The organism is Arthrobacter oryzae (genome assembly GCF_031454875.1).
In the GTDB taxonomy this organism is placed as follows: Bacteria; Actinomycetota; Actinomycetes; order Actinomycetales; family Micrococcaceae; genus Arthrobacter; species Arthrobacter oryzae_D.
Genome location: NZ_JAVDRQ010000001.1, coordinates 82763 through 107466 on the forward strand (window position 1 = coordinate 82763; position 24704 = coordinate 107466).

The following is a 24704-nucleotide window of genomic DNA, read 5'->3' on the forward strand; positions in this document are numbered from 1 at the left end:
GAGAAGAGATCACGGGAATGCCGGCCTTTGCGTCGACGCAGTGCTGCCGTCGCTATATGCGGGGACTACGGGGCTGCAGCTATTTCTTTTCCCAGCCGATGGTGGTCCAGTCCGGAACCTGCGAAGCGCTCTTGAACAGGGACGGTCCGTAGTTGGCCAGGCCGCTGCGCACGAACGAGATCTGTGGTCCGTTCATCACCACACCCATGGAGAAGTACTTGGCCATGTGCTTCTTTTCGACTTCCATGGCTGCCTTATTGCGCTCCGCGTTGTCCTCGATCGAGCTGAGCTTCTTGATCTCGGCGTCGAGTTCGGCATCGCCGAGTCCGTTTTCGTTGGTTTTGGAGTCATAGAACTGCTTGACCGTGTCCGTTGCGTCGGCGGCCACTCCGTAACCGGAGACGCTCAGGAAGAAGTCGCGGCTGCCCAGGACCTTGCCGAAGTCGGCGGAGGCGCGCTGGTCAATTCCTACGTCCATGCCGCCGGCCTGGAGCTGCTTCTGCAGGGTCTGTGCGAACGCAAGGGTGGTGGGATCGTCACCGAAGTTGCTGATTTTGAAGGCGGCGGGAACGCCGTCCTTCTCCATGATGCCTGCGGCATTGGGCTTGTAGCCGGCATCGGTCAGGACCTTCTTGGCGGCCTCAGGACCGGTTTCCGTGGCCGGGTAGTTGTCCTGGTAGTACTTGGAGAACGGGAGCAGCATCATCGAGCCGGAGCTGGTTTCTTCCCAGTTCAGCCCATTGAAGCGGACCTTGCGCAGGGCTTCGCGGTCCACCGCGGTGAAAATCGCCTCGCGGATGGCGACGTCGGTCAGCGGGGCCTTCTGGGCATTGAGGTTCAGGCCGCCGGCAAAGAGCCGCTGGCCCCGGCGGATCTCGGAATCCTTGGTGCCCTCGAGCTGCTTGTACGGAGTGATGGTGTTGGCGGAGACGCCGTCGATTTCGCCGTTCTTGAACGCTGCAATCTGGGCACTGGTCTCCAGCTGGCGGAACACCACCTTGTCGAGCACGGGCTTGGCGCCCCACCACTTGTCGTTTTTGGCCAGCGTCACAGTCTTGGCGGCGCTGTCGTACTTGTCCACCTTGAAAGGTCCGGCCATCCACTCCGGGTGCAGCTCACCGGTGAAGCCGGTGTTGAAGATTTCCGGCGTGTTCACGGCCGGGTGGATGAGGCCGGAGAAGAGGGCGTCCAGCGGGTACACCGGCTGGGTGGTGGTGACCACGACTTCCTTGTCGCTGGACCCGGCTTTGACGGAATCAACGAATTCGTACGCGCCTGAGGTGACGACGTCGATGTCCTTGTTCTCGCCCTTGAGCATGTTCCAGGTGTTCTGGAAGGCCTTGACGTCGATCGGTGTGCCGTCGTTGTACGTGGCCTTCTCGTTCACCTTGATGGTGATGGTCTGCTTGCCGTCCTTGACTTCGCTCTTGACCTCCTCGCAGAAGTCCTTGTTCGGTGTGGCCGTGCCGTCAAAGTCGAAGTTCCAGCAGCCCCACGTGCCCGCGCCGTCGATGGGACGGTGCAGCGCGGTGTTGTCCCCGCTGTTGCCCGTGTTGGAAAAGCCGTTGAAGACCGGTCCAATGCTGCCCAGCGGTAGCGTCACGGTACCGCCCGGTTCCAGGTCCTTGGCGTCCTTGGCGTTGATGCTGATCAGCTTGGTGAGGTCGCTGCCGGCGTCCTGGCCCTTGCCGGCGTCGGGCCCGGAGGGGGTCCCGCCTCCGCCGCAGCCCGTGAGCGCGAGCGCTGCCGCAACGGCGGCCACCCCGCCAATCTTGGTCAGGTTCTTCATGGTTTTCCCTTCATTTTTGGTGCGAGATTGGTGCTGTGGGGATGGGGCGGGTCATGGACTTTCGTGGACGACGAGCATGTCCGCATCGAGTTCGCCGTCGGGGAAGAAGCAGGCGAACTGCTGGTCCGGCCCCGCTGCGGCCGCGGGGGCCGCTTGCGGGGAGTGAACGGACTCCAGGGGCGGCTCGAGCGTCAGGCACTTTTCCTGCTTGGCGGCCGGGAGCGCGGCGAACACGGGGCAGCGGGTCGCGAAGTTGCAGCCCTTGGGCGCATCAAGAGGTGACGGGAGGTCGCCCTGCAGGATGATGCGTTCACGGGTCCGTTCCAGCCGGGGGTCCGGCACGGGGATCGCGGACAGGAGGGCCCGGGTGTAGGGGTGGCGGGGGTTGTCAAAGACATTGTCCACATCACCGATTTCCACGATCTTGCCAAGATACATCACGGCTACCCGGTTGGAGATGTGGCGCACCACGGAGAGATCATGGGCCACCATGAGGTAGCTCAGGCCCAGCTCTGCGCGGAGCTTGTCCAGGAGGTTGATCACGCCGGCCTGCACGGAGACGTCCAGTGCGGATACGGGTTCGTCGAGGACTACCAGCTTGGGATTGACGGCGAGGGCGCGGGCTATCCCGATGCGCTGGCGCTGGCCGCCGGAGAACTGGTTGGGGAACCGGTTGACGTGGTCCGGCTGGAGGCCCACCAGCTCCATCAGCTCCATGATGCGCTTCCGGATGGCGGGCTTGGCCATGCCGGCGTTTTCAAGCGGCTCGGACAGCACTTCGAAGACAGTGAAACGCGGATCCAGCGCGCCGGTGGGGTCCTGGAACACCATCTGGAGTTCCTTGCGCATGGCGCTCTTGGTCCTGGCGTCGGAGGCTGCCTTGTTGCTGAGCCCGCCGATGGTCACCTCGCCGTCCTGGTCCTTGTGGAACTCCATGATTTCCAGCAGGGTGGTGGTCTTCCCGCAGCCGGACTCGCCCACAATCGAGAAGCACTCGCCCTCGCGGATGTCGAAGCTCAGCCCGTCCACGGCCTTCACGGTGCCGATCCGCCGCTTGATGAGCGATCCTTTCAGCAGCGGGAAGTGCTTCCGGATGTCCTTGAGCTCCAGGACAGTCCTGCGTTCCAGCCGCGGCACCGCGTCGAAGCGGGATACCGGAACGGCAGGGGCCCGGAAGATCTCGTGGACGTTGACGTCGGCGCCGAGGGTGTCCGTCTTGATGCAGGCGGCCTTGTGGGTTCCGTTGCCGGGCAATCCGTTCCCTGTTCGCCGCGGCCCCGTGACCGGCCACAGTTCCGGCTCCCCGTGCAGGCAGGCGTCGCTCACGAGCGGGCACCGCGGCGCGAAGGAGCATCCGGTGGGCGTGTGGATGAGGTTCGGCGGGATGCCGTCTATGGGCACCAGCGACGCCTTTTCCGCCACGTCCACGCGGGGCACTGCGCCCAGCAGGCCCATGGTGTAGGGCATCCGCGGGTTGTAGTAGATGTCGTCAACGCTGCCGGTTTCCACCGGCTTTCCGGCATACATCACCATGATGTCGTCCGCCATGCCGGCAACCACGCCGAGGTCGTGGGTGATCATCACGACGGCGGCACCGGTCTCCTCCTGCGCGGTATGCAGAACCTCCAGGACCTGTGCCTGGATGGTGACGTCCAGCGCCGTCGTCGGCTCATCAGCGATGAGCACCCGCGGGTTGTTGGCGATCGCGATGGCAATCATCACACGCTGGCGCATGCCGCCTGAGAATTCGTGCGGGAACGCCTTCAGCCGGTCCTTGGGGCTGGGGATTCCCACCATGCCAAGGAGCTCGACGGCGCGGGCCTCCGTTGCCTGTTTGCTCATCTTCGGGTGGTGGACCGTGAGCGCTTCGATGATCTGATGGCCCACGGTGTACACCGGGGTCAGGGAGGAGAGCGGATCCTGGAAGACCATGGCGATGTCGTTGCCGCGGTACCGGCACATGGCCTTGTCACTGAGGCCCAGCAGTTCCGTGCCGTTCAGCCTGACCGAACCCGTGACCCCGGCGGTCGCGGGCAGCAGGCCCATGATGGCCAGGGAGGTCACGGATTTGCCTGAGCCGGACTCGCCCACAATGCCGAGCGTCTTGCCGGGAAGGAGGTCGAAGTCCACGCCGCGGACCGCGTGGACCACGCCGTTCTCCGAGTTGAATCTGACGTTCAGGTCCCGTACGGACAGGACTGCATCCGCAGGGGCATCACCCGGTGCATGCAGCCCGGCGATGTGCAGGTGCTCCGCGGTCATTTCCGCGCCGGCGGTGGTGTCACTGCTCATTTGTTCTTCTTCTTCGCACTCTTGGCGCTGCCACCGGAACTGGAACTGGGGTCGAACGCATCACGCAGGCCGTCGTTCATCATGGCGAGCGACCCTGTCAGCAGGAACATTGCCCCCAGCGGAACCCAGAACATCCACGGGAAGGTCTGGACCTGGGACGTGGCCTGGTTGATCAGGACGCCCAGGCTCACGTCCGGGACCTTGATGCCGATGCCGATGAAGGAGAACGCGACCTCGGCCAGGATGGCGCCGGTGACACCGCGGGTGATGTCCAGGACCAGCAGGGAGCCGATGTTGGGGACCAGGTGGCGCCAGACGATCCGGCGGGCGGGGATGCCCATGTACTGGGCGGCCTTGACGAAGTCACGCTGCATCAGGGACATCGAAAGGGAGCGGATCAGGCGGGCCGTGCCCATCCAGCTGAAGACCAGGAGCACAATGATCAGCAGGAGCCAGCTGGGAAGGTTCTCCCGCAGGCCGCTGCCGCCGCCGCTGGTTGCAACGGCCACCACCAGCAGCGCCGGCATCATGATGAGGGCTTCCAGGACAAACAGCATGACTTTGTCCACTTTGCCGCCGAAGTAGGCCATCGTGCAGCCATAGACGGCGGCGATCAGCACCGAGACGAGGCCGACCACCAGGCCGATGAGGATGGAGATCCGGGTGCCCTCCACCATGAGTGCGTAAAGATCGATGCCGGCCTGGGATGTTCCCAGCAGGTGCTCGGCGGACGGCGGCATGCCGATGTTGAAGGGGTCGATGGTTTCCTTGTCCCAAGCGGAGAACGAGCCGCCCACGAAGGAGAGGACGGTGAGCGCGAGGAAAATGACCAGGCCCGCGACGGCTGTCTTGTTCCGAAGGAAGCGCCGCAGGATGATTGCGGACTTGGCGATCACGACGTCGTCGTTTTCGATCCGTGCTTCCTCGACGACGGCGGCGGGGTCGATCGCGTTCAAATTGGTCATGGCTACTGCACCCTCACACGGGGGTCGACAAGGGTAGTGGCGAAGTCAGCGAGGATGGCCCCGATCGCGAAAATGACTGAACCGTACGCGAGCGTGGCGGTGGCCGCATTAACGTCCTGCAGGGCGATGGCGTCGATACTCCACGAGCCGACGCCCGGCCAGGCAAAGATCTTCTCGGCGAAGAACCCTCCGGCGAAGATGGCCGGAATGGTGAATGCGATGCTTTGCGCGACGGGGATGAACGAGACGCGCAGGGCGTGGCGGGTGATGGCCTGGTTGCGGGTGAGCCCCTTGGCGCGGGCCGTGCGGACGAAGTCGGCATTGACGTTGTCCAGCAGGTATTGGCGCTGGGCGATCTGGTATGTACCCCAGCCCACCAGGGTGATGGCCAGCGTGGGCACGGTGTAGTGGGCCAGCATGTCGGCGAACTGGACCCAGGCGTTCCCCTCCAGCCCTGGAGTGGAGATGCCCGTGACGAAAAATATCCGTTCGCCGATGGTTTCGTTGACGTTGATGGCACCGAGCTGGACCAGGAAGTAAGCGATCGGCGCGGGCACGATGTACACGAGGTAGCTGTAGGACGTTATGACGCGGTCCTGGAACTTGTATTGCCGCGCGGCGGTGTACACGCCCAGCGCCACCCCGATGATGAGGGTGAGCACGATGGAGGCCAGGAAGAGCCGGGTGGAGATCCACACCCGGTCACCGAACTCCGCGTTGATGAAGGCGCCGTTGGGGCTCCGTCCCCAGTCCCAGCGGGTGACGATCCCCGTGAGCCAGTCAACGTAGCGTTCCCAAGGGGTTAGCGTCGGGTCGAGGCCTTTGAGTCGGAAGGAGTTGGCCACTTGCTCGGGGGTGGGCCGTGGAATGCGTTCCTGTTCCAGCAGCGCCGGCTGGAGGGTGCTGACGGCGAGGAAGTATCCCGCCGTCGTGGTCAGGAAGATCATGAGCAGGTAGGTGGCTGCGCGTTTGGCGAGGTACCGGAACATATCTGTTTAGCTCTGGATCGCCGCTGCCAGTTTCGCGCCGCGCAGCGTCGGAGGCCCTTCGGAGATGGCCTCCCGGCCCGGTTTCAGTTCCACATTCACAGCAGTCGATCCTTCCGTCGTCCCCCATCCGGCAGGGGTTCCACCGCCGATCCGGGATCATGGCCAGCGGGTGTCTGGCCGGTCCGCGCGCCCTTTTGGGGCTTGCCCTGGTGGACTATGTTGCGGGTCACATTCCAGAGGAAACTACCACATTGGCCCATCTCTCCGGAGCGCCCGGCCGCGGAAACTGGGAGGCCCGTACCGGATCGTTATGAACAACTCCGGAGCATTGATTTGGCTGGCCGGACGCCGTCCCACGGTTTAATCCCCGCCCGGTGAAGTGGAGTCCGCCTGAGGGCTCGGCTCGGGACAGCTGACCACTCGGGTGACGAGTTCACGCCAGGACTCCGCGAGCCGCTCCGGAGCCACATGATGCACCCGCACGGCGTGGAGCAGCCGCTCCGGGTCCAGGGTGGAGCTCAGCGACATCGCCATAAGCCACGGATCCGCAGTTACGCCGGCGGTGCGCAGGAGCATCTCGATGTGCCGGTGCCAGAGCACGGCAGCCGGTACGTCGAAGCGGTTATAGGCGGACGAGTCGGCAGCGCGGGCGAGTTCCCCGAACTCCAGGACAAACGCAATCCGCTCAGCACCGAACGCCACCAGCCGATCCAGCGGAGGAGCGCCGGGACCCAGGGGCGGGGGGCCGAACATGAACCTGCCCTGGAAGGCGGCCTCGGAGTCGCTGAGGAGTGTCATCATCAGCCCGGCCCGGGAGCCGAAGCGGCGGAAAACAGTGCCCTTGCCCACCCCCGCGCGCTCTGCCAGCCGGTCCATAGTGAGGCCGTCCGCCCCGCACTCTTCAATAAGTTCGCGGGCAGCCCTGAGCAGCAGTTCCCGGTTGCGGGCGGCGTCGCTGCGTTCCGTTTCCCCGCCGAGTGGCGATCCGGAGCGGATTGGGATGAGGCTCACACGAAGTATTCTAGCCCCGGGCTAATGCCCGGACCGCAGCCCAAAATGGGGCAGGAATTATTCACGGCATCAGCCAAATCGGGGAGTTCACTCAATTCGCGCTGATTGTCCGCACGAGCAGGTCGTGGGGCAATCCTTCGGCTGCAAGGAAGTCGCGTAGGGCCGGATCAAGGACCACGGAAACGTCGGGATCAGCTCCCAGGACATTTTCCGCGACTACGGCAAGATTTCCGCCATACCCCTCGTGGAGGGGCCGCAACTCCTCCACCAGCCTGTTCGTATTTTGGTTGAGGGTACCGGTCAGCGACAGGTACCACGTAGCTGCCAGAAGGGGATCGATCTGCTCGGAATTAATGATGTACATCGCATCTCCCCGGTCCGCCGAATGGGACTCTGCGTCGCGGAAGAGTTCCGCGGCGGCCTCAGCGTTCTTGCTGGTGTGCGCCTCTATCGTGGACATCCCTTGCTGATACGGCGTCATCGGATCCATGCCTAGCGGCCTTGTATCCTGGACAGTCAGCCCGAACACCTGCGTGGACGCCAGGGCGGCGAGAGCCGACATAACCGCCAGGCCCTTGGGCCGGCCGTACCTTTGCGACGCAAGCCATCGGCCCACAAGGGCGGTCACGGCGACGCAGGCAATTATTGGCAGGATGAGCTCTATCGCCAAGGCCAGCTTGAGCGAATAGTAATTGACTTTTCCCGCACTGATGATCTGATAGGCCCCGACTGCAACAACCAATGCCAGGCCAACAACGGGGACAACAATGAGCCTGGCGGCCGCAGGCAGCTTTCCCTGACCGGCGAGGAATAGCCTGAAGTTTCCGTGAACCAGCAATATTGACGCCGCCAGAGCGACAAGAAATGTGGCAATTTCGACGCCGTGGGTGGAACTCGGGACCCGGCCTATGGCGGTCACAACGGTACCGGTCTGGATTCGGGAGATTTGCAGGCCAACGAGGAGCAGGCCCAGTAAGGCCGCTGCCGCCGTCGCACCGTTCGTTAACCACCCCGCCCGGGTCCCCTGCCACCGCTGCCGGGACCACGGGAAGACGGCAAATATGGCCAGGGGCACCACCAGAAGCAGCAAAAGCGCCCACGTGTTGGCCATTCCGACCACCGCGGCAGCTGCAGTAGCGAAAACCACCGGCCTGGCCAGGGATTCGGCGAAGGATACGGCGATCATCAGGCAAGCCAGCAGCGCAACACCAACGAGGAAGTTTTGGAAAGCGTGCAGCGTGGCTATGGAAGCGGTGCCGAAGGACCACGCTGTGATGGCCAGTACGACAAAGGGCGTACACATCAGTGGCCGCTCCCTGATCCACGGCAACGACGTGAGTCCGGCCGTCACCATCACTGTTGCTCCGACGGCAGCGAGGGAACTCAGCCGGCTGTAGCTCACCAGTTCGATGCCCAGGGGGCCCGGCGAATGCCCCACCACGAGGTCGGCCATGGTTGCGAGGGCCGCATGGAATCCCTGCGGATACTCAATGAAGCTCCACGGATGGCCGGTGTCCGAAAGACCGGCCATCGGGATGACCGTGCCGTGGCTTCGGAGCATGTTGTACATGTTGAAGTGTGAAGAGTTGTCCCAGCTGGCCAGCAGCAGCCCCAAGGCCTCGGGGCCCGTGAAGACGAGAAAATAGGGCAACAACGCTGCTCCGCCCAGGGCTGCAGCGACCACAAGCAGGCAGTCCGCCTTGCCCACGGAGGGGGCGAGCGCGGCCACCGCCACTTTGCGGTTGTCGGACCCAACGACCCACATTGTCAGTCCGGATAGAAGGCATCCCAGGAGCAGCTGCCCCCAACCCGGAAAATTCGGGGGGACGGGGACCCACCACAGCAAGGGGACGGCTCCAAAGTACAGGCAGCCCAGGACAACTATCCGCTGGGACAGTCCGCGGGAGGTCGGCACCGCCATAGCCAGCAAGCCCGTCAGTGCCAGGAGCCACCATCCGTGGAGAGGCTGCAGTTGGACCAGCAGCAGGAACCCGGCCAACACGATCACCCCGAGGAAGGCAGCAAGGCCCTTGCGGTTCCTCATCAGGTTGGGACGGCCCTGAGCCGCGGCCGCATGGCGTTCGGCCATCTCCAAGGGGTGGGGCACATCGACTCCGTGGGCTAGGCGGGGAACTTATCAGCGGGATGCACCCTCTCGGACGCAGCCCTTCCCCAGTGATCATGAACCGCTGCCGCGCAGGCGACCGCCCTTGAGTCTAGTCCAGCGGCGACCCAAGGGCGGTTTGAGATGAAGGCCACACCAAAAGATTTTGGGCCCGGGGAATAATATGCGGACCACGGTCCGTTTAGCACAGTGAAGGCCCGAACAGGCCTCCAGAATCATCAGCCGGCGGATCTCCCGCGGCCAGACACAAGGAGTTCATATGTCCAAGAGCACCGTACTTACGCTGGTCGGCAGCCTGCGCGCCGAATCCACCAACCAGAAGCTCGCCGAAGCCATCCAGCTGAATGCGCCGGAGCAGGTTGAGGTTGTTATCCACGAAAGTCTGGGCAATATCCCGTTCTACAACGAGGACATCGACGTCGAAGGCCAGGTTCCGGCCGCCGCCGCTGCCCTCCGCGCCGCCGCGAATGATGCGGATGCCCTGCTTCTGGTCACCCCCGAGCACAACGGCACCGTTCCGGCCTCGCTCAAGAACGCCATCGACTGGCTGTCCCGCCCGTTCGGCGCCGGCGCCCTCAGCGGCAAGCCCACCGCCGTCGTCGGCACCGCATTTGGCCAGTATGGCGGCGTCTGGGCCCAGGACGAGGCCCGCAAGGCGGTAGGCATCGCCGGCGCGGTGGTCCTCGAGGATGCCAAGCTGGCCGTTCCCGGCTCGATGGTCCGCTTCGCCGAAGTCCACCCCAAGGACGACGCCGAGGTTGTTGAGCAGATCAAGGGAGTTTTCGACGCCCTGGCCGTCGCCAGGACTGCAGCCGAAGCAGCCTGATCGCCCGCGGAACCTCGCACTTGCCGGACCGGCATTCCCCGTCAGTCCGCCCCAAACGCCTCCGGCAACTGCCGGGGGCGTTTTGCGTCACCATTCCGTGATTGAGCTGACGCAAAACCGTCACTCAGCACATATTCCGCCCACAGCACCACAGCCGTAACGTTGAGACGGGGACGTGCGAGAGCTGGAAGTGCGGTGCGTTCATGAAGTTCACGCCTGGGATCCGGGCAGGTGCGGCTGCTGCCGCTTTTATACTTCCGCTGTGGCTCGGATCGTGTTCCCTGCCGAACGGCCCGTCCACGGAAAGCACCGCTGCCCAGGCGGGCGGCCTGCCGGAACCTCGGCCACTGCCGCCGCCACCTGCGTCCCCGTCCCTCGAGCCCACGCCCGTGCCGTCCGCCGCTTCCGGCCCTGCGATGAAGCCTACGGATGCCGGCGTCGCACCCCAGGCAGGCGCAAACGGCGGTGGCGCCGCGACCGTTGACGGGTCCGCCAGCGAAAAGCCGCTGCCCGGGGAAACGGCTTCAGGCAGCGCCGCCTCGGGCAGCTCCGGCAGCTCGGGCAGCTCGGGCTCGGGAACCGTGCCCGCGCCGGAAGCAACAGCAGCGGGCGGGCAGGCGGCCTTGCCCGGCAAGCTGCCCGGAGGTACGCCCGTGTACTACGTAGCATTGGACGACGGCGGCACTTCCGGCGTGCGCTTCGGGTGCAACGACAGCCTGGTGGCCGTTTTCCACAGCCCCGCCGCGGCGGCCGAACCGCTCAGGACGTCCCTCACCATCCTGCTCGGCGGCAGTGACGCCCCGGCCGGACTGTACAACTCCCTGGACAGCTCCGACCTGGAGTATGTGTCCGCCTACTTCGACAGCACCACCGTGGTGGTGAACCTGACCGGCACCATCCGGCCGGGCGGCACCTGCGACATCCCCCGCCTGGAAGCCCAGCTCACGCACACAGCCGTCTCGGCCGTCGGTGCGGCACGGGCAGAGATCTACGTGGACGGCCGGCGGCTGGCAGAGGTCCTGAGCCTCCGCTAGGACGGGGCTGCCCACAGTACGCGGCGGCCTTCGGCATGGCCGGGATGCTGCTCCCCGGCTCGCCGGCCAAGCAACGCCGTACAAACAGGTCAGTCACGCCGGAACAGGTCATCCATGGCCGCGTGGCTTCGGGCCCCGGCCAACTCGGACCAGTTGCCGTCCCCGAGCACATCTTCGGCCACGCGGGACACGGTGGCATAGGCAGCCTTTGCGGTGTTGCCGCCGATGCTGATCCGGCGGACGCCGGCGTCGTGCAGTTCACCCACGGAGGGCGCGCCCAGTCCGGCCAAGGCGTTGAGGGGCGCGGCAATCCGGCGGGACAGGTCGTGGAGTACATGCAGATCCTGCACCCCGGGGACGAATATTCCGTTGGCACCCGCGGCCAGGTAGGCGTCCGCACGGCGGACGGTTTCGGCGAAAGCTGAATCCGGAAAACTGCCGGACAGGTAGGTATCGGTGCGCGCGTTGATAAACAGGTCAATCCCCGCTTCCTCCGCTGTCCGGCGGACGACGGCGATGCGGCGCGCCTGTTCCTCAACGCCCGTTAGCGGCTCCTCGCCGGAGTCCTCAAAATTCACGCCGACCGCTCCGGCAGCCAGGACGCTGCGGACGGTCTCCCGCAGCTCCCCTTCATCGAACGCGCCGTCGACGTTCGCATAACCGGTCTCGATGTCCGCCGTCACCGGCAATGCCGTGGATGCCGCGATCCGGCGAACAGCCGCCATGGCGAGTTCACGCGGCAGGTGATTTCCGTCCGGAAAGCCGAGGCTCCAGGACACAGCCGAACTGGAGGTGGCCAGCGCAGCCGCCCCTGCTTCCTCCACCAGGCGGGCCGACGCAACGTCCCAGACGTTTACCAGGACCAGCGGCGCAGCGTCCGCGTGAAGTGCGTGGAAGGCCGCGGCCAGGGGGGTGAGGTGGCTGTGCATAGTCATGGGTCTATTCCATGCCCTGCGTCGCCCAAGGTAAAGCAATTGCTGGCCGTGCCCGGACACGTTTCCCGAAAGATCCGTGAACAAACGTTGCCTAATTGACAACATGTGGCTGTATCCTGACAGTGTGACCCACGAAACACTTGATGCCGCGGCAGATGTCCTGCCGGCCGAAGCAATTGACGCAATCGAACGAGCGGCCACGTCCGCCCACCGCCACGATGAACTTTTCTCGGAGCGCGCAGCCAACATCAAGCAGTCCGCAGTCCGGGATGTCTTTGATATCTCCCTGCGCCCCGGCCTCGTTTCGCTGGCGGGCGGCAGCCCCTACCTGCAGTCCCTTCCGCTGGAACGGCTCGGCCAGACGGCCGCGAAGATCATCGCCGAACAGGGCATGACGGCACTCCAGTACGGCAGCGGCCAAGGGACCGAAGAGCTCCGCACCCAGATCTGCGACGTTATGGCGGCGGAGGGAATCCTCGACGCCGATCCCCGGAACGTGGTGGTCACCGCCGGTTCCCAGTCAGCCCAGGACGTGGCCACCAAGGTGTTCTGCGATCCCGGCGACGTGGTGCTGGTGGAGGACCCCACCTATGTTGGCGCACTCAACACATTCGAGGCCTACCAGGTGGAGGTGGCCACCGTCCCCATGGATGAGCACGGCCTGATTCCGGATCTCCTGGAAGCCCGGATTGCCGCCCTGCAGACTGCCGGCAAGAACGTCAAGTTCCTGTACACCATCCCCAATTTCAATAACCCCTCCGGCATAACCATGGCGGAGGAGCGCCGGCAGGAAATCGTCGATATATGCCGCAGAGCGAATATTTTGGTCCTGGAGGACAATCCCTACGGCCTGCTGCGCTTTGACGGCAAACCGCTGGCTCCGCTGCGGGCCGCGAACCCCGACGACGTCATTTACATGGGCTCCTTTTCGAAGATCTTTGCCCCGGGCCTGAGGATCGGCTGGGCCCTGGTGCCGGCCCACCTTCAGCGCCGCTATTACCTGGCGTCCGAAGCGGTGACGCTGTGCCCCTCCACCCTGAACCAGATGCTGGTCTCGGCCTATCTGCGGGAGTATGACTGGAAGGGGCAGATCGAAACCTACCGCGGGCTTTACGCCGAGCGCTGCCAGGCCATGCTCACAGCCCTGGCGGAGTACATGCCGGAGGGGCTGAGCTGGACCCGGCCCGAGGGCGGTTTCTTCGTCTGGGTGACGCTCCCCGAGGGCGTGGACACGTATCCACTGCTGCGCAAGGCAATCGACGCGGGCGTTGTGTTCATCCCTGGAGCGGCTTTCACCCATTCGGATGAACCGTCCAACAAGCTGCGCCTCGCGTTCAGCGCCGTTCCCCCCGAAACCATCGCCGAGGGAGTGCGGAGACTCGCACCGGTACTACGGGACGCCATCGAGGCGCTGTAGCCTGAATCATGGCCATACGGCGCTGAGCATCGGTTCGGTAGGGCCATGATTCACTGGCATATTCACTATGCGTAGTGGCTAAACTGACCGATCCCTAAGGAGCACGAGCATGACCGGAATTATTGTTGTCGGCGTTGACGGCAGCGAGACTGCAATGCGGGCCGCGGAAACAGCGCAGGGGCTGGCTGTGTCCCTCGGGGCGACCCTTCACGTGGTCACTGCCTTCGACAGCGACCGCACAGAGGTCTACGGAAGCGGCAGTGACCGCTGGATCGTCTCCGATGCCGGGGAGGCGGAGAAAGTGGCCAAGGACGTTGCGTCGAAGCTGCATTCGGAGGGCCTCAAGGTCACGTATTCCTCGGCCCGGGGCAAGCCCGCGGAAGCCCTCATCAGGGAAGCCGAGCGTTTCGACGCCCAGATGATCGTGGTGGGTAACCGCCGGATGCGCGGGATCGGCCGGGTGCTGGGCAGTGTCGCCAACAGCGTGGCCCACAACGCGCCGTGCGACGTGTACATCGCCAAGACGGACGTCGCCGACTAACCGTCCTTCAGGAGCCTCCGCAGGTTCTTCCCGGAGGAGGACTTGGGTACGGCCTCGATGAACTCCACCCGGCGGATCTTCTTGAAGGTGCCGTTTTGGCGGCCACAAAGTCGATCACGGTCGCGTCATCGAGCGCCTGCCCATGCTCTCCCGGCTGCCGCACAACGAAGGCCATGGGCACTTCCTGACCGTCGGCGTCGGGCGTTCCGATGACGGCGGCGTCCGCAATGCCGGGGTGCGTCAACAGCAGTGCTTCGAGTTCCGCCGGGGCGATCTGGTAACCCTTGTATTTAATGAGTTCCTTGAGCCGGTCCACAATGGTCACCACGCCGTCGGCGCGGACGGTCGCGATGTCGCCGGTGTGCAGGAAGCCGTGAGGGGGTCCACCAGGCGGCATTCCATGTTGGGCGCCGTGAAGCCCACCGAGCTTACCGGAACGTCCGGCATGTCAAGCCTTGGGGGCATCCAGGTAGACCGGCGTCACTCCCCCGGGTGGGCAGCCTCACCCCGTTTTCGGCGGAATGACGCGGTTTTCAACGGTAAAATTGAGGAGTACTCGATGGTGCGGACATCCGAGTATCGACGACTTCAAGGGAACATTATGCTTACGCTTCAGCGGCGCCAGCTCGTAGGCCACGACATCCTTCTTGCCCGCCACGGCAACCACATCAGCACCATGCGCGTGGACCGCGCCAATGACCGGGTGATCGCGTTCCTCGACGACGGCTCTACGGACAGCGCACCCAACCTCATTACGCCCGGCCTGGACCTGCCCGAGACCGTCCGGAGCGTCATGCGCAACGACTGGAAGTTCTTCGCGGTGGTCACGGCCTGCCTCACCGGGCTTTCCGGTGCGATGATCGCAGCGGCCGTGGGCCTCAGCGGCATGTCGTCCGATCCTGCCCTGGCACAGTTGCTCTCGACGTACCCTGCGTACTAGGCCGGTCCGCCGGACTGGCTTCCGGCGACTGACGCAAAGGAACCCCGCCGCTGAAATTCCAGCGGCGGGGTTCCTTTTGCTTGGCCAGTCCGGTCCGGGAGGTCCTATCCGGCCGGAAGCCCTAATCCAGCAGGAGTGCAGGCTCCTCCAGGATGGCTGCCACGTCGGCCATAAAGCGTGCCGAGAGGTCGCCGTCGACAACGCGGTGGTCGAACGAACCGCCCAGGGTGGTGATCCAGCGCGGAATGACCTCGCCGTCCAGGACCCAGGGCTTCTGCTTGATGGTGCCGAAGGCCACGATGGCCACTTCGCCAGGGTTGATGATCGGCGTGCCTGTGTCGATGCCAAGAGCGCCGATATTGGTGACAGTAAGGGTGCCGCCCTGCATCTGGGCAGGCTGGGTCTTCCCGGCGCGGGCCGTGGTGGCCAGATCATTGAGTGCCAGGGCCAGTTCCTTGAGCGAGAGGTCCTGGGCGTTCTTGATGTTCGGAACCATCAGGCCGCGGGGGGTGGCCGCCGCAATGCCCAGGTTCATGAAGTGCTTGACGTGGATTTCAGCACTATCGCTGCCGTCGGGGCTGTCCACCCATGTAGCGTTGACGCTCGGGTTGCGGGCTGCCGCCCAGATCACGGCTTTGGCCAGGATCAGCAGCGGGGAAACCTTGATCCCCTCGAAGTCGCGCGACACTTTCAGCCGCTTGACGAACTCCATGGTGCGGCTGGCGTCGACATCCACGAAGATGCTCACGTGCGGGGCCGCGAACGCGGACTCCACCATGGCCTTGGCCGTTGCCTTGCGGACGCCCTTGACGGGAATCCGCTCGATGCGCTGGTCCTGCGGCCGTCCGGACTTACCCCAGAAGGTGTCCGCCTTGTCCACCTCGGCGTCGCGCTGCGCTTGGTAGCTCACCAGGTCCTCCCGGGTGACTTCGCCCCGCGCGCCGGTGGCGACGACGTCTGCAAGATCGATGCCCAGATCCCGGGCGATTTTACGCACCGGAGGTTTCGCCAGGACCCGATTGACGAGGCCGCTGATGGTACCGCCGAGGGTGGCGCGGGCTGCGCCTTCCTGGGTGGTAGCCGCAGCATCCTGGGCGGACGGCGCACCGGCGTTGATCCAGATGCCCTGCGTCTCGACCGGCTCAACCACCGGGGCGGGCCTGGCCGCCGGCATCGCCTCTTCGGTCAGCGGTTTCACTGCGGCTGCCACTGGCGAGGCGACGGCGGATGGGGAACCCTTGCGCGGGCGGCGCTTGACGGCGTCGGCCTTGGGGCCCGAGCCCACCAGCGGTCCGGCGGCGCTGCCGGCAGCTGCCGGCTGCGCACCTGGCGTCCCGCCGTCGTCCCCTGGAATCTTTCCGTAGAGGGGCGCCTCAGCGACCGGAGCCGCCGGGACAGCAGGAGTCGCCGGCACCGCGGGGGGAGGCACATCCGCCGGCGTTGGGTCTTCGCCGGAAACGGCATCGCTCACGCTGATGATCGGGGTCCCGACGTCGACGGTCACGCCTACCGGCACCAGCAGCTCGGTGACCGTGCCGGCGAACGGAGAAGGCAGCTCCACGAGGGACTTGGCCGTTTCGATTTCGCACAGGATGTCGTTGATTGCGACGGTGTCGCCGGGCTTGACGTTCCAGGAAACGATTTCGGCCTCGGTGAGTCCCTCGCCCACGTCGGGGAGGTTGAACTTGTTCACAGTCATGGGGTCCTCGGTTTGGAAGGCGTCATCAGTAGGCAGTCGTCAGCAGGTGGTCATCAGTAGGCGAGGGCGCGGTCCAGCGCCTCAAGGATGCGGTCGATGTCCGGCAGGTAGTCCTCTTCCACCTTGGCCACGGGGTAGGGCATGTGGAACCCGCCCACCCGGATCACCGGGGCCTCGAGGGACAGGAAGGCCCGCTCGCTGATCCGGGCCGCGATTTCCCCGCCGATGCCGCCGAATGTGGGTGCCTCGTGAGCAACAATGAGGCGGCCGGTCTTCTGCACGGACTGCGTGACGGTGTCGAAGTCGATCGGCGAGATGGACCGGAGGTCAATGACTTCGACGCTGTGGCCGTCCTCGGCCGCGGCATTGGCCGCGGCCAGCGCCACCGGAACCAGCGGACCGTAAGCCACCACCGTGGCGTCGGTCCCCTCGCGCAGCACGTGCGCCTTGAACGGATCTTCCGCACTGCCCGGCGCCTCCACGTCCACATCGCCCTTGAGCCAATAGCGTCGCTTGGGTTCGAAGACGATGATGGGATCCTGGCATTCGACAGCCTGCTGGATCATCCAATAGGCGTCATGCGGGTTGGACGGGGTGATGATCCGCAGCCCCGCCGTGTGCGCGAACAGCGCCTCCGGGGATTCGGAGTGGTGCTCCACCGAACCGATGCCGCCGCCGTACGGAATGCGGATGACAACGGGAACGGTGAGGTTGCCGTTGCTGCGCGCATGCATCTTGGCCAGCTGCGTGGTGATCTGGTTGAACCCCGGGAAGACGAAGCCGTCGAACTGGATTTCGCAGACGGGGCTGTAGCCGCGCAGGGCCAGGCCGATTGCCGTGCCGATGATGCCGGATTCAGCCAGCGGGGTGTCCACAACGCGCTCGGGGCCGAACTCTGCGATCAGGCCGTCCGTGACCCGGTAGACGCCGCCGAGCGGGCCGATGTCCTCGCCCATGAGCAGTGACTTGGGGTTGTTCGTCAGGGCTGCGCGGAGGCCTTCATTGATGGCCTTGGCAATGGTCATGGTGGTCATCAGTTCGCCGCCTCTCCTGCTGCAGTTTCGGATCCGGCGTCGTCGTCGAAGCCGGCGCTGTACTGCTCGAACCACGCCAGTTCCTCGGCTACGAGCGGGTGCGGCTCCACGTACGTGTTGGCGAACGCGGACCGGATGTCCGGCGTTTCGAGGTGGTGCGTGGTGCGCCGGACATACGCTGCAAGGTCGTCGCCGTCGGCCTTGACCTTGGCAAAGAAGGCGTCGTCGGCGAGGCCCTCCGTACGCAGGTACTTTTCCAGCCTGGCCAGGGGATCCTTAGCCCGCCAGGCGTCCTCCTCAGCGGACTGCCGGTACTTCGTGGGGTCGTCCGCCGTGGTGTGGGCACCCACACGGTAGGTGAAGGCTTCGATGAGCACCGGACCGTTTCCTTGGCGGGCATGATCCAGCGCCCATTCGGTGACGGCGTGCACGGCAATGACGTCGTTGCCGTCCACGCGGATGCCCGGGAAGCCGTAGCCCTTCGCCCGGTTGGACAGCGGGACGCGTGTCTGCACGGTGCTGGGCACGGAGATGGCCCAGTGGTTGTTCTGGCAGAAGAAGACCACCGGGGCCTTGAAGGAGGACGCGAAAACCATGGATTCATGCACATCGCCCTCGGAGCTGGCGCCGTCCCCGTAGTAAGCGATGACTGCGGCGGGAGGTTCCGTACCCGCGGGATCCGACGCCGCCGCGAGCTGCTGGTCCCGCTGGATGCCCATGGCGTAGCCCACTGCGTGGAGGGTCTGGGCTGCCAGGACCAGGGTATACAGGTGGAAGTTGGTGTCTTTGGGGTTCCAGCCGCCGTTGGACACTCCGCGGAACTGGCGGAGCAGCTCCGCCAGGTCAACGTTGCGGGTCAGGGCGACGCCGTGTTCACGGTAGGTGGGAAAAATATAGTCCTGCGGCTGGCTAGCCCGGCCGGAGCCGATCTGGGCGGCTTCCTGGCCGGTGAGCGGCACCCAGAGCGCCAGCTGGCCCTGCCGCTGCAGCGCGGTGGCCTCCTGGTCGAAGCGCCGAATAGCTGCCATGTCCGCGTAGAACCCGCGCAGCTTTTCAGCGTCGATGCGGTTGGCGTATTCGGAAAACACTGAATCCTCGCCCAGAGTCCCGTCCGGCCCCAAGAGCTGGACCATGGGCGCTGAAGGCTCTCCCAGAGCAGCCTCGGCTTCCGCCTCGAGCTGGTCGTCTACCCCGGTTCCGTCGAACTCGGTAGCGGGCAGATGTGTGGCGCCCATACCGTCTCCTCGCTTGCCGCACTGAGTGCGTCGCAATATCGCTGGGATATATGCCGGGACAGGAATACATTCCCGTTCCGGCATATATTTTGGCTTACTGATCCTTACTTTATCCGCAGTAGGCGCGCGCCGGGCGCTATGTTAAGCGCTAGGAACGCCGTGGCGGCTTTGTATAGTTTGCACAGAGCTGGAGGAAACGGGTGTTCGCTTCCACCTCGCCGATGCTCACCCGGACGCCCTCGTTGCCGAATGCGCGGACCGAAAGGGCTTCCGCTCCCGCCAGCGCTGCGAACTCCGCACTGTTTTCACCCAGATCGAGCCACACGAAGTTGCCTTGGGCGTCCGGCACAAACCAGCCGAGACTCCGCAGTCCGGCCGTGACGCGGTCGCGCTCGTTGACGAGGCTTTGTACCCTTTCTACAACCTGGCTGAAGTTCTGCAGCGAGGTGATGGCTGCCCGCTCGGCGATCTGGGATACGGCGAAGGGCGTGGCGGCCACGCGGAGGTGCTGCGTAAGGTCCGGGTTGGAGACGCTGTATCCCACGCGCAGGCCAGCCAGGCCGTGCGCCTTGGAGAAGGTCCGCAGAACCACCACATTGGGGTATTTGCGGTACATCTCGATGCCGTCCACGGCTTCTTCTGCCCGCACGAACTCCTGGTAGGCCTCATCGATGACTACGACGACGTCGGAGGGTACCTGGCGGATGAATGTTTCGGTTTCCCCCTTTTCAAGGATGGGACCGGTGGGGTTGTTGGGCGTACACAGCAGGATGACTTTGGTTCGCGCCGTCACGGCGGCAGCCATGGCGTCCAGATCGTGGCGGCCCTCGGCGGTCAGGGGGATCCGGACGCTCTCCGCCCCGGCAAGCCCAACGCAGATGGGGTAGGCCTCAAAGGACCGCCAGGCGTAGATAACCTCGTCGGCTTTGCCGTCGTCGTTCTGACCGGCGAAGGTCACCAGCAACTGGTTGAGCGCGCCGAGGCTGCCTGCGCCGGTGACGATGTCCTCGGCCGGAACGTCCAGGAACTTCGCAAGAGCGCCCCGGAGCTTGCTGCTGAGCGGATCCGGGTAGCGGTTGAAGTCCGTCTGGTCCGCGATGGCCTGCAACACTGCAGGAATGGGCGGAAGCGGATTCTCGTTGGAGGAAAGCTTGTAGCTCTCAAGGCCTTCCACGGCGGCGGGAGGCTTGCCGGCGGCGTAGCGGGGAAGCCTGTCCACAACCGGCCGGGGCCTGATTCCCCCCGCGGCGTTCTCTGCTGAAGTCATGCCAACTAGCCTACTTCGCTGTCCCTGCCGGTTTCCTCAGCTGTGTGAAAGCATGGGGCCATGTTTTCTTTCATCGTGCGGGTCCTCATTAACGGCCTGGCCCTCTGGATCGCGAGCTGGATCCTGCCCGGCCTGGACATCTCCACCACCGCGACGACGGAAGCCGTAGCCCAGGGCGGCGTCACGCAGGGAACGGACCCGTTGGGAGTGGTCCTTGCCTACCTGTTCATCGGCCTGATCTTCGGCCTGGTCAACGCCTTGGTGCGCCCCATCGTGAGTTTGCTGTCGCTGCCCATCACCATCCTGACACTGGGGCTGTTTACGATCATCATCAACGCAGCCATGCTTTACCTGACGTCCTGGCTAAGCAGCTACACCCCGGTGCACTTCACCATCGACTCGTTTTTCTGGACTGCCGTACTGGCAGCCATCATCATCACCGTGGTTTCCCTCGTGGCCGGCAGGATCACCGGAGTCCGCCGCTAAATCCTGCGCTGCGGTTGCTGCCCGCAGGTCCCGCCGCCGGGCTAACGTCCTCCTGCGGGCCTGATGTCAGCCGGGCCCGCCTTCGGCCCGGCTGGCTGCGTTTCACGGTGGACGGCAAAGCGCGTCGCCTTCCCGGCTCCGCCGGCACCCAGGACACCGGCCAGGACGGCCGTATTCGCTACCAGGGAGGGATTTTCGCTCGCGGAAACCGCCTTGGCCCCTGCTTCGTAATTGGCGAGTTTGTGACCAGGTCCAAGCCCGGGGTCTTCACCCGGCAGGGTGAGCGCCCTGCCCGTCAGTGTCACGCTGACCCTGTCCCGGGTGTCCGGGTTGGGAGATCCGTCGCTGCCGGGGACCCAGTCCTGGCGGTGTTCCAGATGGAGCGAGGTGACTCCGGGCTGCGGCGTGATTCCACCAACCGGGGATCCGGCTGTCAGAACGTATTTGAGGTCGAATTCGGCCAGGAACGCTTTATCTTTGCTGAGGTTCATGGCATGCGCCCCGCCCTGGCTGTAACCCACCGCCACGACCTGATCCCCCTTGGCGGCACCTGCCTGGTGCAGCGCAGAGAGTACGGCTGCATTCAAGTGTTCGGAGCCGTAACCCAGGGCCTCTGCGATCCCCGCCTCATCCAGCGGGTTGGTGCCCCCTGGCGGGTGCCCGGGCTGGGTGCCGGGAATGATGACGACGAACGCCTTGCGTCCGCCATTCTCAACCTGGACAACCTCAATCTTTCCGTGGCCTGCGGCATCCACCTCACGGAGCCTGGCGAGGAGGCCCGCGGGCGACGTGTCAACAGCGACGTCACGGGTGACTTCCTCGACCGCGGCGACCGGCCGGGGCTTCAGCATGGGAAAGGAGCCTTCCGCAAGCCGGCGGATCAACGGGCCGATGGCGGAAATATTCCGTCCGGCGGCCATTTCGGCCGCCAACGCAAGTGCCAGTTCCTTGGGGGCAATGCCCAACGCCATTGCGAGCGACAGGGGAACTGCCAGGGCCTCGGCGGCATCCTTGCTCAGGTAGTTGGATTGAGTCAGATCCACAAACAACAGGGGCAGGAAGCCCCAGCCGTCCTCGGGCTGGCGGATACCTGCTGCAGCACGTGACTCCGCGGCCTCGTAGTCGCGGTGGGTCGCCCGCACCTGGCTGCTGAGGTGCTGCAGCTCTTCCCGGACGGCGCGGACCGCCTGGCCGCCTTCACCGACAGCGATAAGCGCCGCGGTGCCGCTGGGCCGAGGATCGTACTGGTAGGGACACAGCTCTTCCCAGATCCGCCGGACGCCGATCTCAACCGCGGCGATTTCGTCGGCCAGGCCCTCCAATTCAGCCGCACCCGCCATGAGCTCCTCCAGCTGGAAACAGATGCCTCCGACCCCGCCGCGGATTCGCATGTCCCCGTCCGTTGCAGGTTCCAGCGGAAGCAGCGAACCACCGCTTCCGGACGGTGTGGCCTCGGCCATCAGTAACCTCCTCCGGGCGTCCGCTGGGAGGAGACCGGGACCTGCCGGGAGTGGCGCAGCACAGCTTCCGAAGCCGCCATCAGCCGCTCCCTTGCCCGCCCCAGCGCAGCCGCCTGTAACGAAATGGCGGTGCGGTACGCCTGCCCTGCCGGCGACTGCCACTCGGCCAGCTGCACTCGCCGGAACCTGAGCATTGAGGTATCGAGGCTGTAGGCGAAGTCGGTAACCCGCCAGGCCAGTTGCTGCACTTCGAAGCTCTGCGAGCCACACGCGTTGGCGTCCGCCGCGGTGATGCTGCCGCTCATTTCCATTTCCCCCTGCTCATTTCCGTTCAATGGCTGCCGGTTCCGGCGTATTCGGTGGTCCCGACGCTACGGAACGCAACCACGGTGTGGAACTGCCGGCGTCGTCCATGTGGATAATCCGGACGCCGGGGTTGGCTGCCAAGGCTGAGGAGGGGAAGTCACACGGACACCGCGCTTAAGGGGCGGCATGACTTCGTGAAAGAATCAGGACATGCCTGAAACTGCCCCCACAGCTGACACCCGTACGCCTTCCGGACGCCTGGCCCTTGCCGCTTCGCCGGACCAGATTGCCCTTGGCCCGCTGGACGGACGCTACCAGTCCGCCGTCGCGCCCCTGGTGGACTACCTGTCCGAGGCGGCCCTCAACCGGGACCGCGTGGCTGTGGAAGTTGAATGGCTCATCCACCTGACCAGCAACAATGTGTTGCCGGGCGCCGGCCCGTTGACGGCGGAGCAGCAGGACCAGCTTCGTGCCATCGTGACTGAGTTCGACTCCGCATCTGTCTCCGAACTGGCCGAAATCGAGGCCGTAACGGTGCACGATGTCAAGGCCGTGGAGTACTACATCGGCCGCAGGCTGCCGGCGATCGGCATTGAACGGCTGACCGCGATGGTGCACTTCGGCTGCACTTCGGAAGACATCAACAACCTCTCGTACGCCCTGGGTGTCAAGGGCGCTGTGGAGGACGTGTGGCTGCCCGCGGCCAAGGCGCTGGTGGCCCAGATCAGCCAGATGGCCGACGACAACCGCAGTGTTCCCATGTTGTCCCGTACCCACGGACAGCCCGCCACGCCCACCACACTGGGCAAGGAACTGGCCGTCATCGCGCACCGTTTGACCCGCCAGCTGGACCGGATCGCCAAGACCGAATATCTGGGCAAGATCAACGGTGCCACCGGCACCTACGCCGCGCACGTGGCCTCCGTGCCGGGCGCCGACTGGCAGCACGTAGCAAAGTCGTTCGTCGAGGGCCTGGGGCTGACCTGGAACCCGCTGACCACCCAGATCGAAAGCCACGACTGGCAGGCCGAGCTGTACGCCGACGTCGCCCGCTTCAACCGGATCCTGCACAACGTCTGCACGGACATCTGGAGCTACATCTCCATCGGCTACTTCGCGCAGGTCCCCGTTGCCGGTGCCACCGGATCCTCCACGATGCCGCACAAGGTCAACCCGATCCGGTTCGAGAACGCCGAGGCGAACCTGGAAATCTCCTCGGGCCTCCTGGACGTCCTGGGCTCCACCCTGGTGACCTCCCGCTGGCAGCGCGACCTCACCGATTCCTCCAGCCAGCGCAACATCGGCGTGGCGTTCGGCCACTCCCTGCTGGCCATTTCAAACGTCGCGAAGGGCCTGGACCGCCTGGACGTTGCCGAGGACGTCCTCGCCGGCGACCTCGACACCAACTGGGAAGTCCTGGGCGAGGCCATCCAGATGGTGATGCGCGCCGAGGCGATTGCCGGCGTCGAAGGCATGGAAAACCCCTACGAACGGCTCAAGGACCTGACCCGCGGGCAGCGAGTGGACGCGGCCCGGATGCAGGAATTCGTGCAGGGCCTTGGCCTCTCCGCGGACGCCGAGGCACGGCTGCTGGCCCTGACCCCGGGCAAGTACACCGGCATCGCCGACCAGCTGGTGGACCACCTGAAATGAGGCTCCTGCTCATCCGGCACGGCCAGACCCCCGGCAATGTCCTGGGCCAGCTGGACACCGCGCACCCGGGGCCCGGGCTGACGGAACTCGGCGAGCGCCAGGCTGAGGCGTTGTCCCGTGCCTTGGCAAACGAGCGGATCCATGCCCTCTACGCCTCCACCCTGATCCGGACCCAGATCACGGCGGCACCCCTCGCCCGGGTGCACGGGCTGGAAACAGAGGTGCTTCAGGGCATTCACGAGATCGAAGCCGGGGCGCTGGAGAAGCTGACGGACCACGAATCGCACAAGCGGTACCTGGGCACCATTTTTTCCTGGGCCGGGGGCGAGCTGGACCGCCGGATGCCCGCCGGGCCCAACGGCCGGGACTTCTTCGAACGCTATGATGCCGCGATCGCCCGAATAGCGGCACGTGCAAACGGAGCGGGCAACTCCGGATCCGTCGCCGTGGTCAGCCATGGCGCAGCCATCCGAGTGTGGGCGGGCCTGCGGGCCGGAAACATCGAACCCGAATTTGCCATCAGGCACGTGCTGGACAACACCGGGATTGTGGCGCTTGAAGGGGATCCCGACACCGGCTGGGAGCTCATCCACTGGGATGACAGCCCCGTGGGCGGCCTGGCGCTGGCAGACCCCACCGCTGAAGATCCCACGGGCAGGCCCGCCCAGCAGGCCTGACCGGCGACTGCACACCCCGGCCA

21 protein-coding genes and 1 pseudogene are annotated in these 24704 nt (G+C 65.1%); 8 read left to right on the forward strand and 14 right to left on the reverse strand.

The features are described 5' to 3' along the window. Positions 1 to 79: 79 nt before the first annotated feature. The 6 genes from J2805_RS00405 to J2805_RS00430 form a co-directional block, all read right to left on the reverse strand. Positions 80 to 1789 carry an ABC transporter family substrate-binding protein gene (locus J2805_RS00405; protein ID WP_309967506.1) on the reverse strand — a complete coding sequence of 570 codons (1710 nt, stop codon included), beginning with the start codon at positions 1787 to 1789 and terminating at the stop codon, positions 80 to 82. 51 nt (positions 1790 to 1840) lie between these two features. Then, positions 1841 to 4081, reverse strand: coding sequence for a dipeptide ABC transporter ATP-binding protein (locus J2805_RS00410; RefSeq protein ID WP_309967508.1), 2241 nt, complete (start codon positions 4079 to 4081; stop codon positions 1841 to 1843). Beyond that, positions 4078 to 5046 carry an ABC transporter permease gene (locus tag J2805_RS00415; protein WP_309967511.1) on the reverse strand — a complete coding sequence of 323 codons (969 nt, stop codon included), beginning with the start codon at positions 5044 to 5046 and terminating at the stop codon, positions 4078 to 4080. Before J2805_RS00415 ends, J2805_RS00410 begins: the two co-directional genes overlap by 4 nt. 2 nt (positions 5047 to 5048) lie before the next feature. Further along, the gene (locus tag J2805_RS00420) at positions 5049 to 6035 is read right to left on the reverse strand and encodes an ABC transporter permease (RefSeq protein ID WP_309967514.1); all 987 of its coding nucleotides are present in this window, start codon (positions 6033 to 6035) and stop codon (positions 5049 to 5051) included. Between the two features lie 360 nt (positions 6036 to 6395). Continuing rightward, positions 6396 to 7046, reverse strand: coding sequence for a TetR/AcrR family transcriptional regulator (locus J2805_RS00425; RefSeq protein WP_309967517.1), 651 nt, complete (start codon positions 7044 to 7046; stop codon positions 6396 to 6398). A gap of 91 nt (positions 7047 to 7137) precedes the next feature. Next, positions 7138 to 9153: a hypothetical protein gene (locus J2805_RS00430; RefSeq protein WP_309967520.1), complete on the reverse strand. Its 2016-nt coding sequence runs from the start codon at positions 9151 to 9153 to the stop codon at positions 7138 to 7140. A 277-nt stretch (positions 9154 to 9430) separates the two neighbouring features. Here J2805_RS00430 and J2805_RS00435 point away from each other — a divergent pair, with 277 nt between their 5' ends. After that, complete coding sequence (locus J2805_RS00435; RefSeq protein ID WP_309967523.1) at positions 9431 to 9997, forward strand: NAD(P)H-dependent oxidoreductase; 567 nt, start codon at positions 9431 to 9433, stop codon at positions 9995 to 9997. Between the two features lie 203 nt (positions 9998 to 10200). Further along, complete coding sequence (locus J2805_RS00440; protein WP_309967526.1) at positions 10201 to 11031, forward strand: GerMN domain-containing protein; 831 nt, start codon at positions 10201 to 10203, stop codon at positions 11029 to 11031. 89 nt (positions 11032 to 11120) lie between these two features. On the opposite strand, the gene J2805_RS00445 is transcribed toward J2805_RS00440, so the two are convergent. After that, positions 11121 to 11966 carry an isocitrate lyase/PEP mutase family protein gene (locus J2805_RS00445; protein WP_309967529.1) on the reverse strand — a complete coding sequence of 282 codons (846 nt, stop codon included), beginning with the start codon at positions 11964 to 11966 and terminating at the stop codon, positions 11121 to 11123. Positions 11967 to 12090: 124 nt separating this feature from the next. Between J2805_RS00445 and J2805_RS00450 the strand changes: the two genes are divergently transcribed. Both J2805_RS00450 and J2805_RS00455 read left to right on the forward strand, forming a co-directional pair. After that, the gene (locus J2805_RS00450; RefSeq protein ID WP_309967532.1) at positions 12091 to 13383 is read left to right on the forward strand and encodes an aminotransferase-like domain-containing protein; all 1293 of its coding nucleotides are present in this window, start codon (positions 12091 to 12093) and stop codon (positions 13381 to 13383) included. Between the two features lie 109 nt (positions 13384 to 13492). Then, on the forward strand, positions 13493 to 13924 hold the full coding sequence (locus J2805_RS00455) for a universal stress protein (protein WP_309967535.1): 432 nt from the start codon (positions 13493 to 13495) through the stop codon (positions 13922 to 13924). Here J2805_RS00455 and J2805_RS00460 read toward each other — a convergent pair. Further along, positions 13921 to 14297 (reverse strand): annotated as a pseudogene (locus J2805_RS00460) (AMP-binding enzyme); the annotation flags it as partial. The gene J2805_RS00455 and the pseudogene J2805_RS00460 overlap by 4 nt on opposite strands. Before the next feature lie 228 nt (positions 14298 to 14525). Here J2805_RS00460 and J2805_RS00465 point away from each other — a divergent pair. Next, a complete protein-coding gene (locus tag J2805_RS00465; RefSeq protein ID WP_309967538.1) occupies positions 14526 to 14864 on the forward strand; it encodes a hypothetical protein in 339 nt (112 codons plus the stop codon). Positions 14865 to 14985: 121 nt separating this feature from the next. On the opposite strand, the gene J2805_RS00470 is transcribed toward J2805_RS00465, so the two are convergent. From J2805_RS00470 to J2805_RS00485, 4 genes are all read right to left on the reverse strand, one after another. Next, positions 14986 to 16563, reverse strand: coding sequence for a dihydrolipoamide acetyltransferase family protein (locus J2805_RS00470; RefSeq protein WP_309967540.1), 1578 nt, complete (start codon positions 16561 to 16563; stop codon positions 14986 to 14988). A gap of 53 nt (positions 16564 to 16616) precedes the next feature. Further along, a complete protein-coding gene (locus J2805_RS00475; RefSeq protein WP_309967543.1) occupies positions 16617 to 17597 on the reverse strand; it encodes an alpha-ketoacid dehydrogenase subunit beta in 981 nt (326 codons plus the stop codon). After that, the gene (gene pdhA, locus J2805_RS00480; RefSeq protein ID WP_309967545.1) at positions 17597 to 18832 is read right to left on the reverse strand and encodes a pyruvate dehydrogenase (acetyl-transferring) E1 component subunit alpha; all 1236 of its coding nucleotides are present in this window, start codon (positions 18830 to 18832) and stop codon (positions 17597 to 17599) included. The genes J2805_RS00475 and pdhA overlap by 1 nt, the downstream gene beginning before the upstream one ends. A gap of 148 nt (positions 18833 to 18980) precedes the next feature. Next, positions 18981 to 20099 carry a histidinol-phosphate transaminase gene (locus tag J2805_RS00485; protein ID WP_309967548.1) on the reverse strand — a complete coding sequence of 373 codons (1119 nt, stop codon included), beginning with the start codon at positions 20097 to 20099 and terminating at the stop codon, positions 18981 to 18983. 60 nt (positions 20100 to 20159) lie between these two features. On the opposite strand from J2805_RS00485, the gene J2805_RS00490 reads away from it, so the two are divergent. Further along, the gene (locus J2805_RS00490; protein ID WP_309967551.1) at positions 20160 to 20585 is read left to right on the forward strand and encodes a phage holin family protein; all 426 of its coding nucleotides are present in this window, start codon (positions 20160 to 20162) and stop codon (positions 20583 to 20585) included. A 41-nt stretch (positions 20586 to 20626) separates the two neighbouring features. Here the strand turns inward: J2805_RS00490 and J2805_RS00495 are convergent, their stop codons facing one another. Further along, positions 20627 to 22045, reverse strand: coding sequence for an alpha/beta hydrolase family protein (locus J2805_RS00495; protein WP_309967554.1), 1419 nt, complete (start codon positions 22043 to 22045; stop codon positions 20627 to 20629). Then, positions 22045 to 22350 (reverse strand): hypothetical protein, encoded by a 306-nt coding sequence (locus J2805_RS00500; RefSeq protein ID WP_309967557.1) that lies wholly within the window; start codon positions 22348 to 22350, stop codon positions 22045 to 22047. The genes J2805_RS00495 and J2805_RS00500 overlap by 1 nt, the downstream gene beginning before the upstream one ends. Positions 22351 to 22561: 211 nt before the next feature. On the opposite strand from J2805_RS00500, the gene purB reads away from it, so the two are divergent. Both purB and J2805_RS00510 read left to right on the forward strand, forming a co-directional pair. After that, positions 22562 to 24004, forward strand: a complete 1443-nt coding sequence (gene purB / locus J2805_RS00505; RefSeq protein WP_309967559.1) for an adenylosuccinate lyase — start codon at positions 22562 to 22564, stop codon at positions 24002 to 24004. Continuing rightward, entirely contained in the window at positions 24001 to 24681 is a 681-nt protein-coding gene (locus J2805_RS00510; protein WP_309967562.1) for a histidine phosphatase family protein, read from the forward strand. The genes purB and J2805_RS00510 overlap by 4 nt, the downstream gene beginning before the upstream one ends. Positions 24682 to 24704 lie beyond the last annotated feature (23 nt).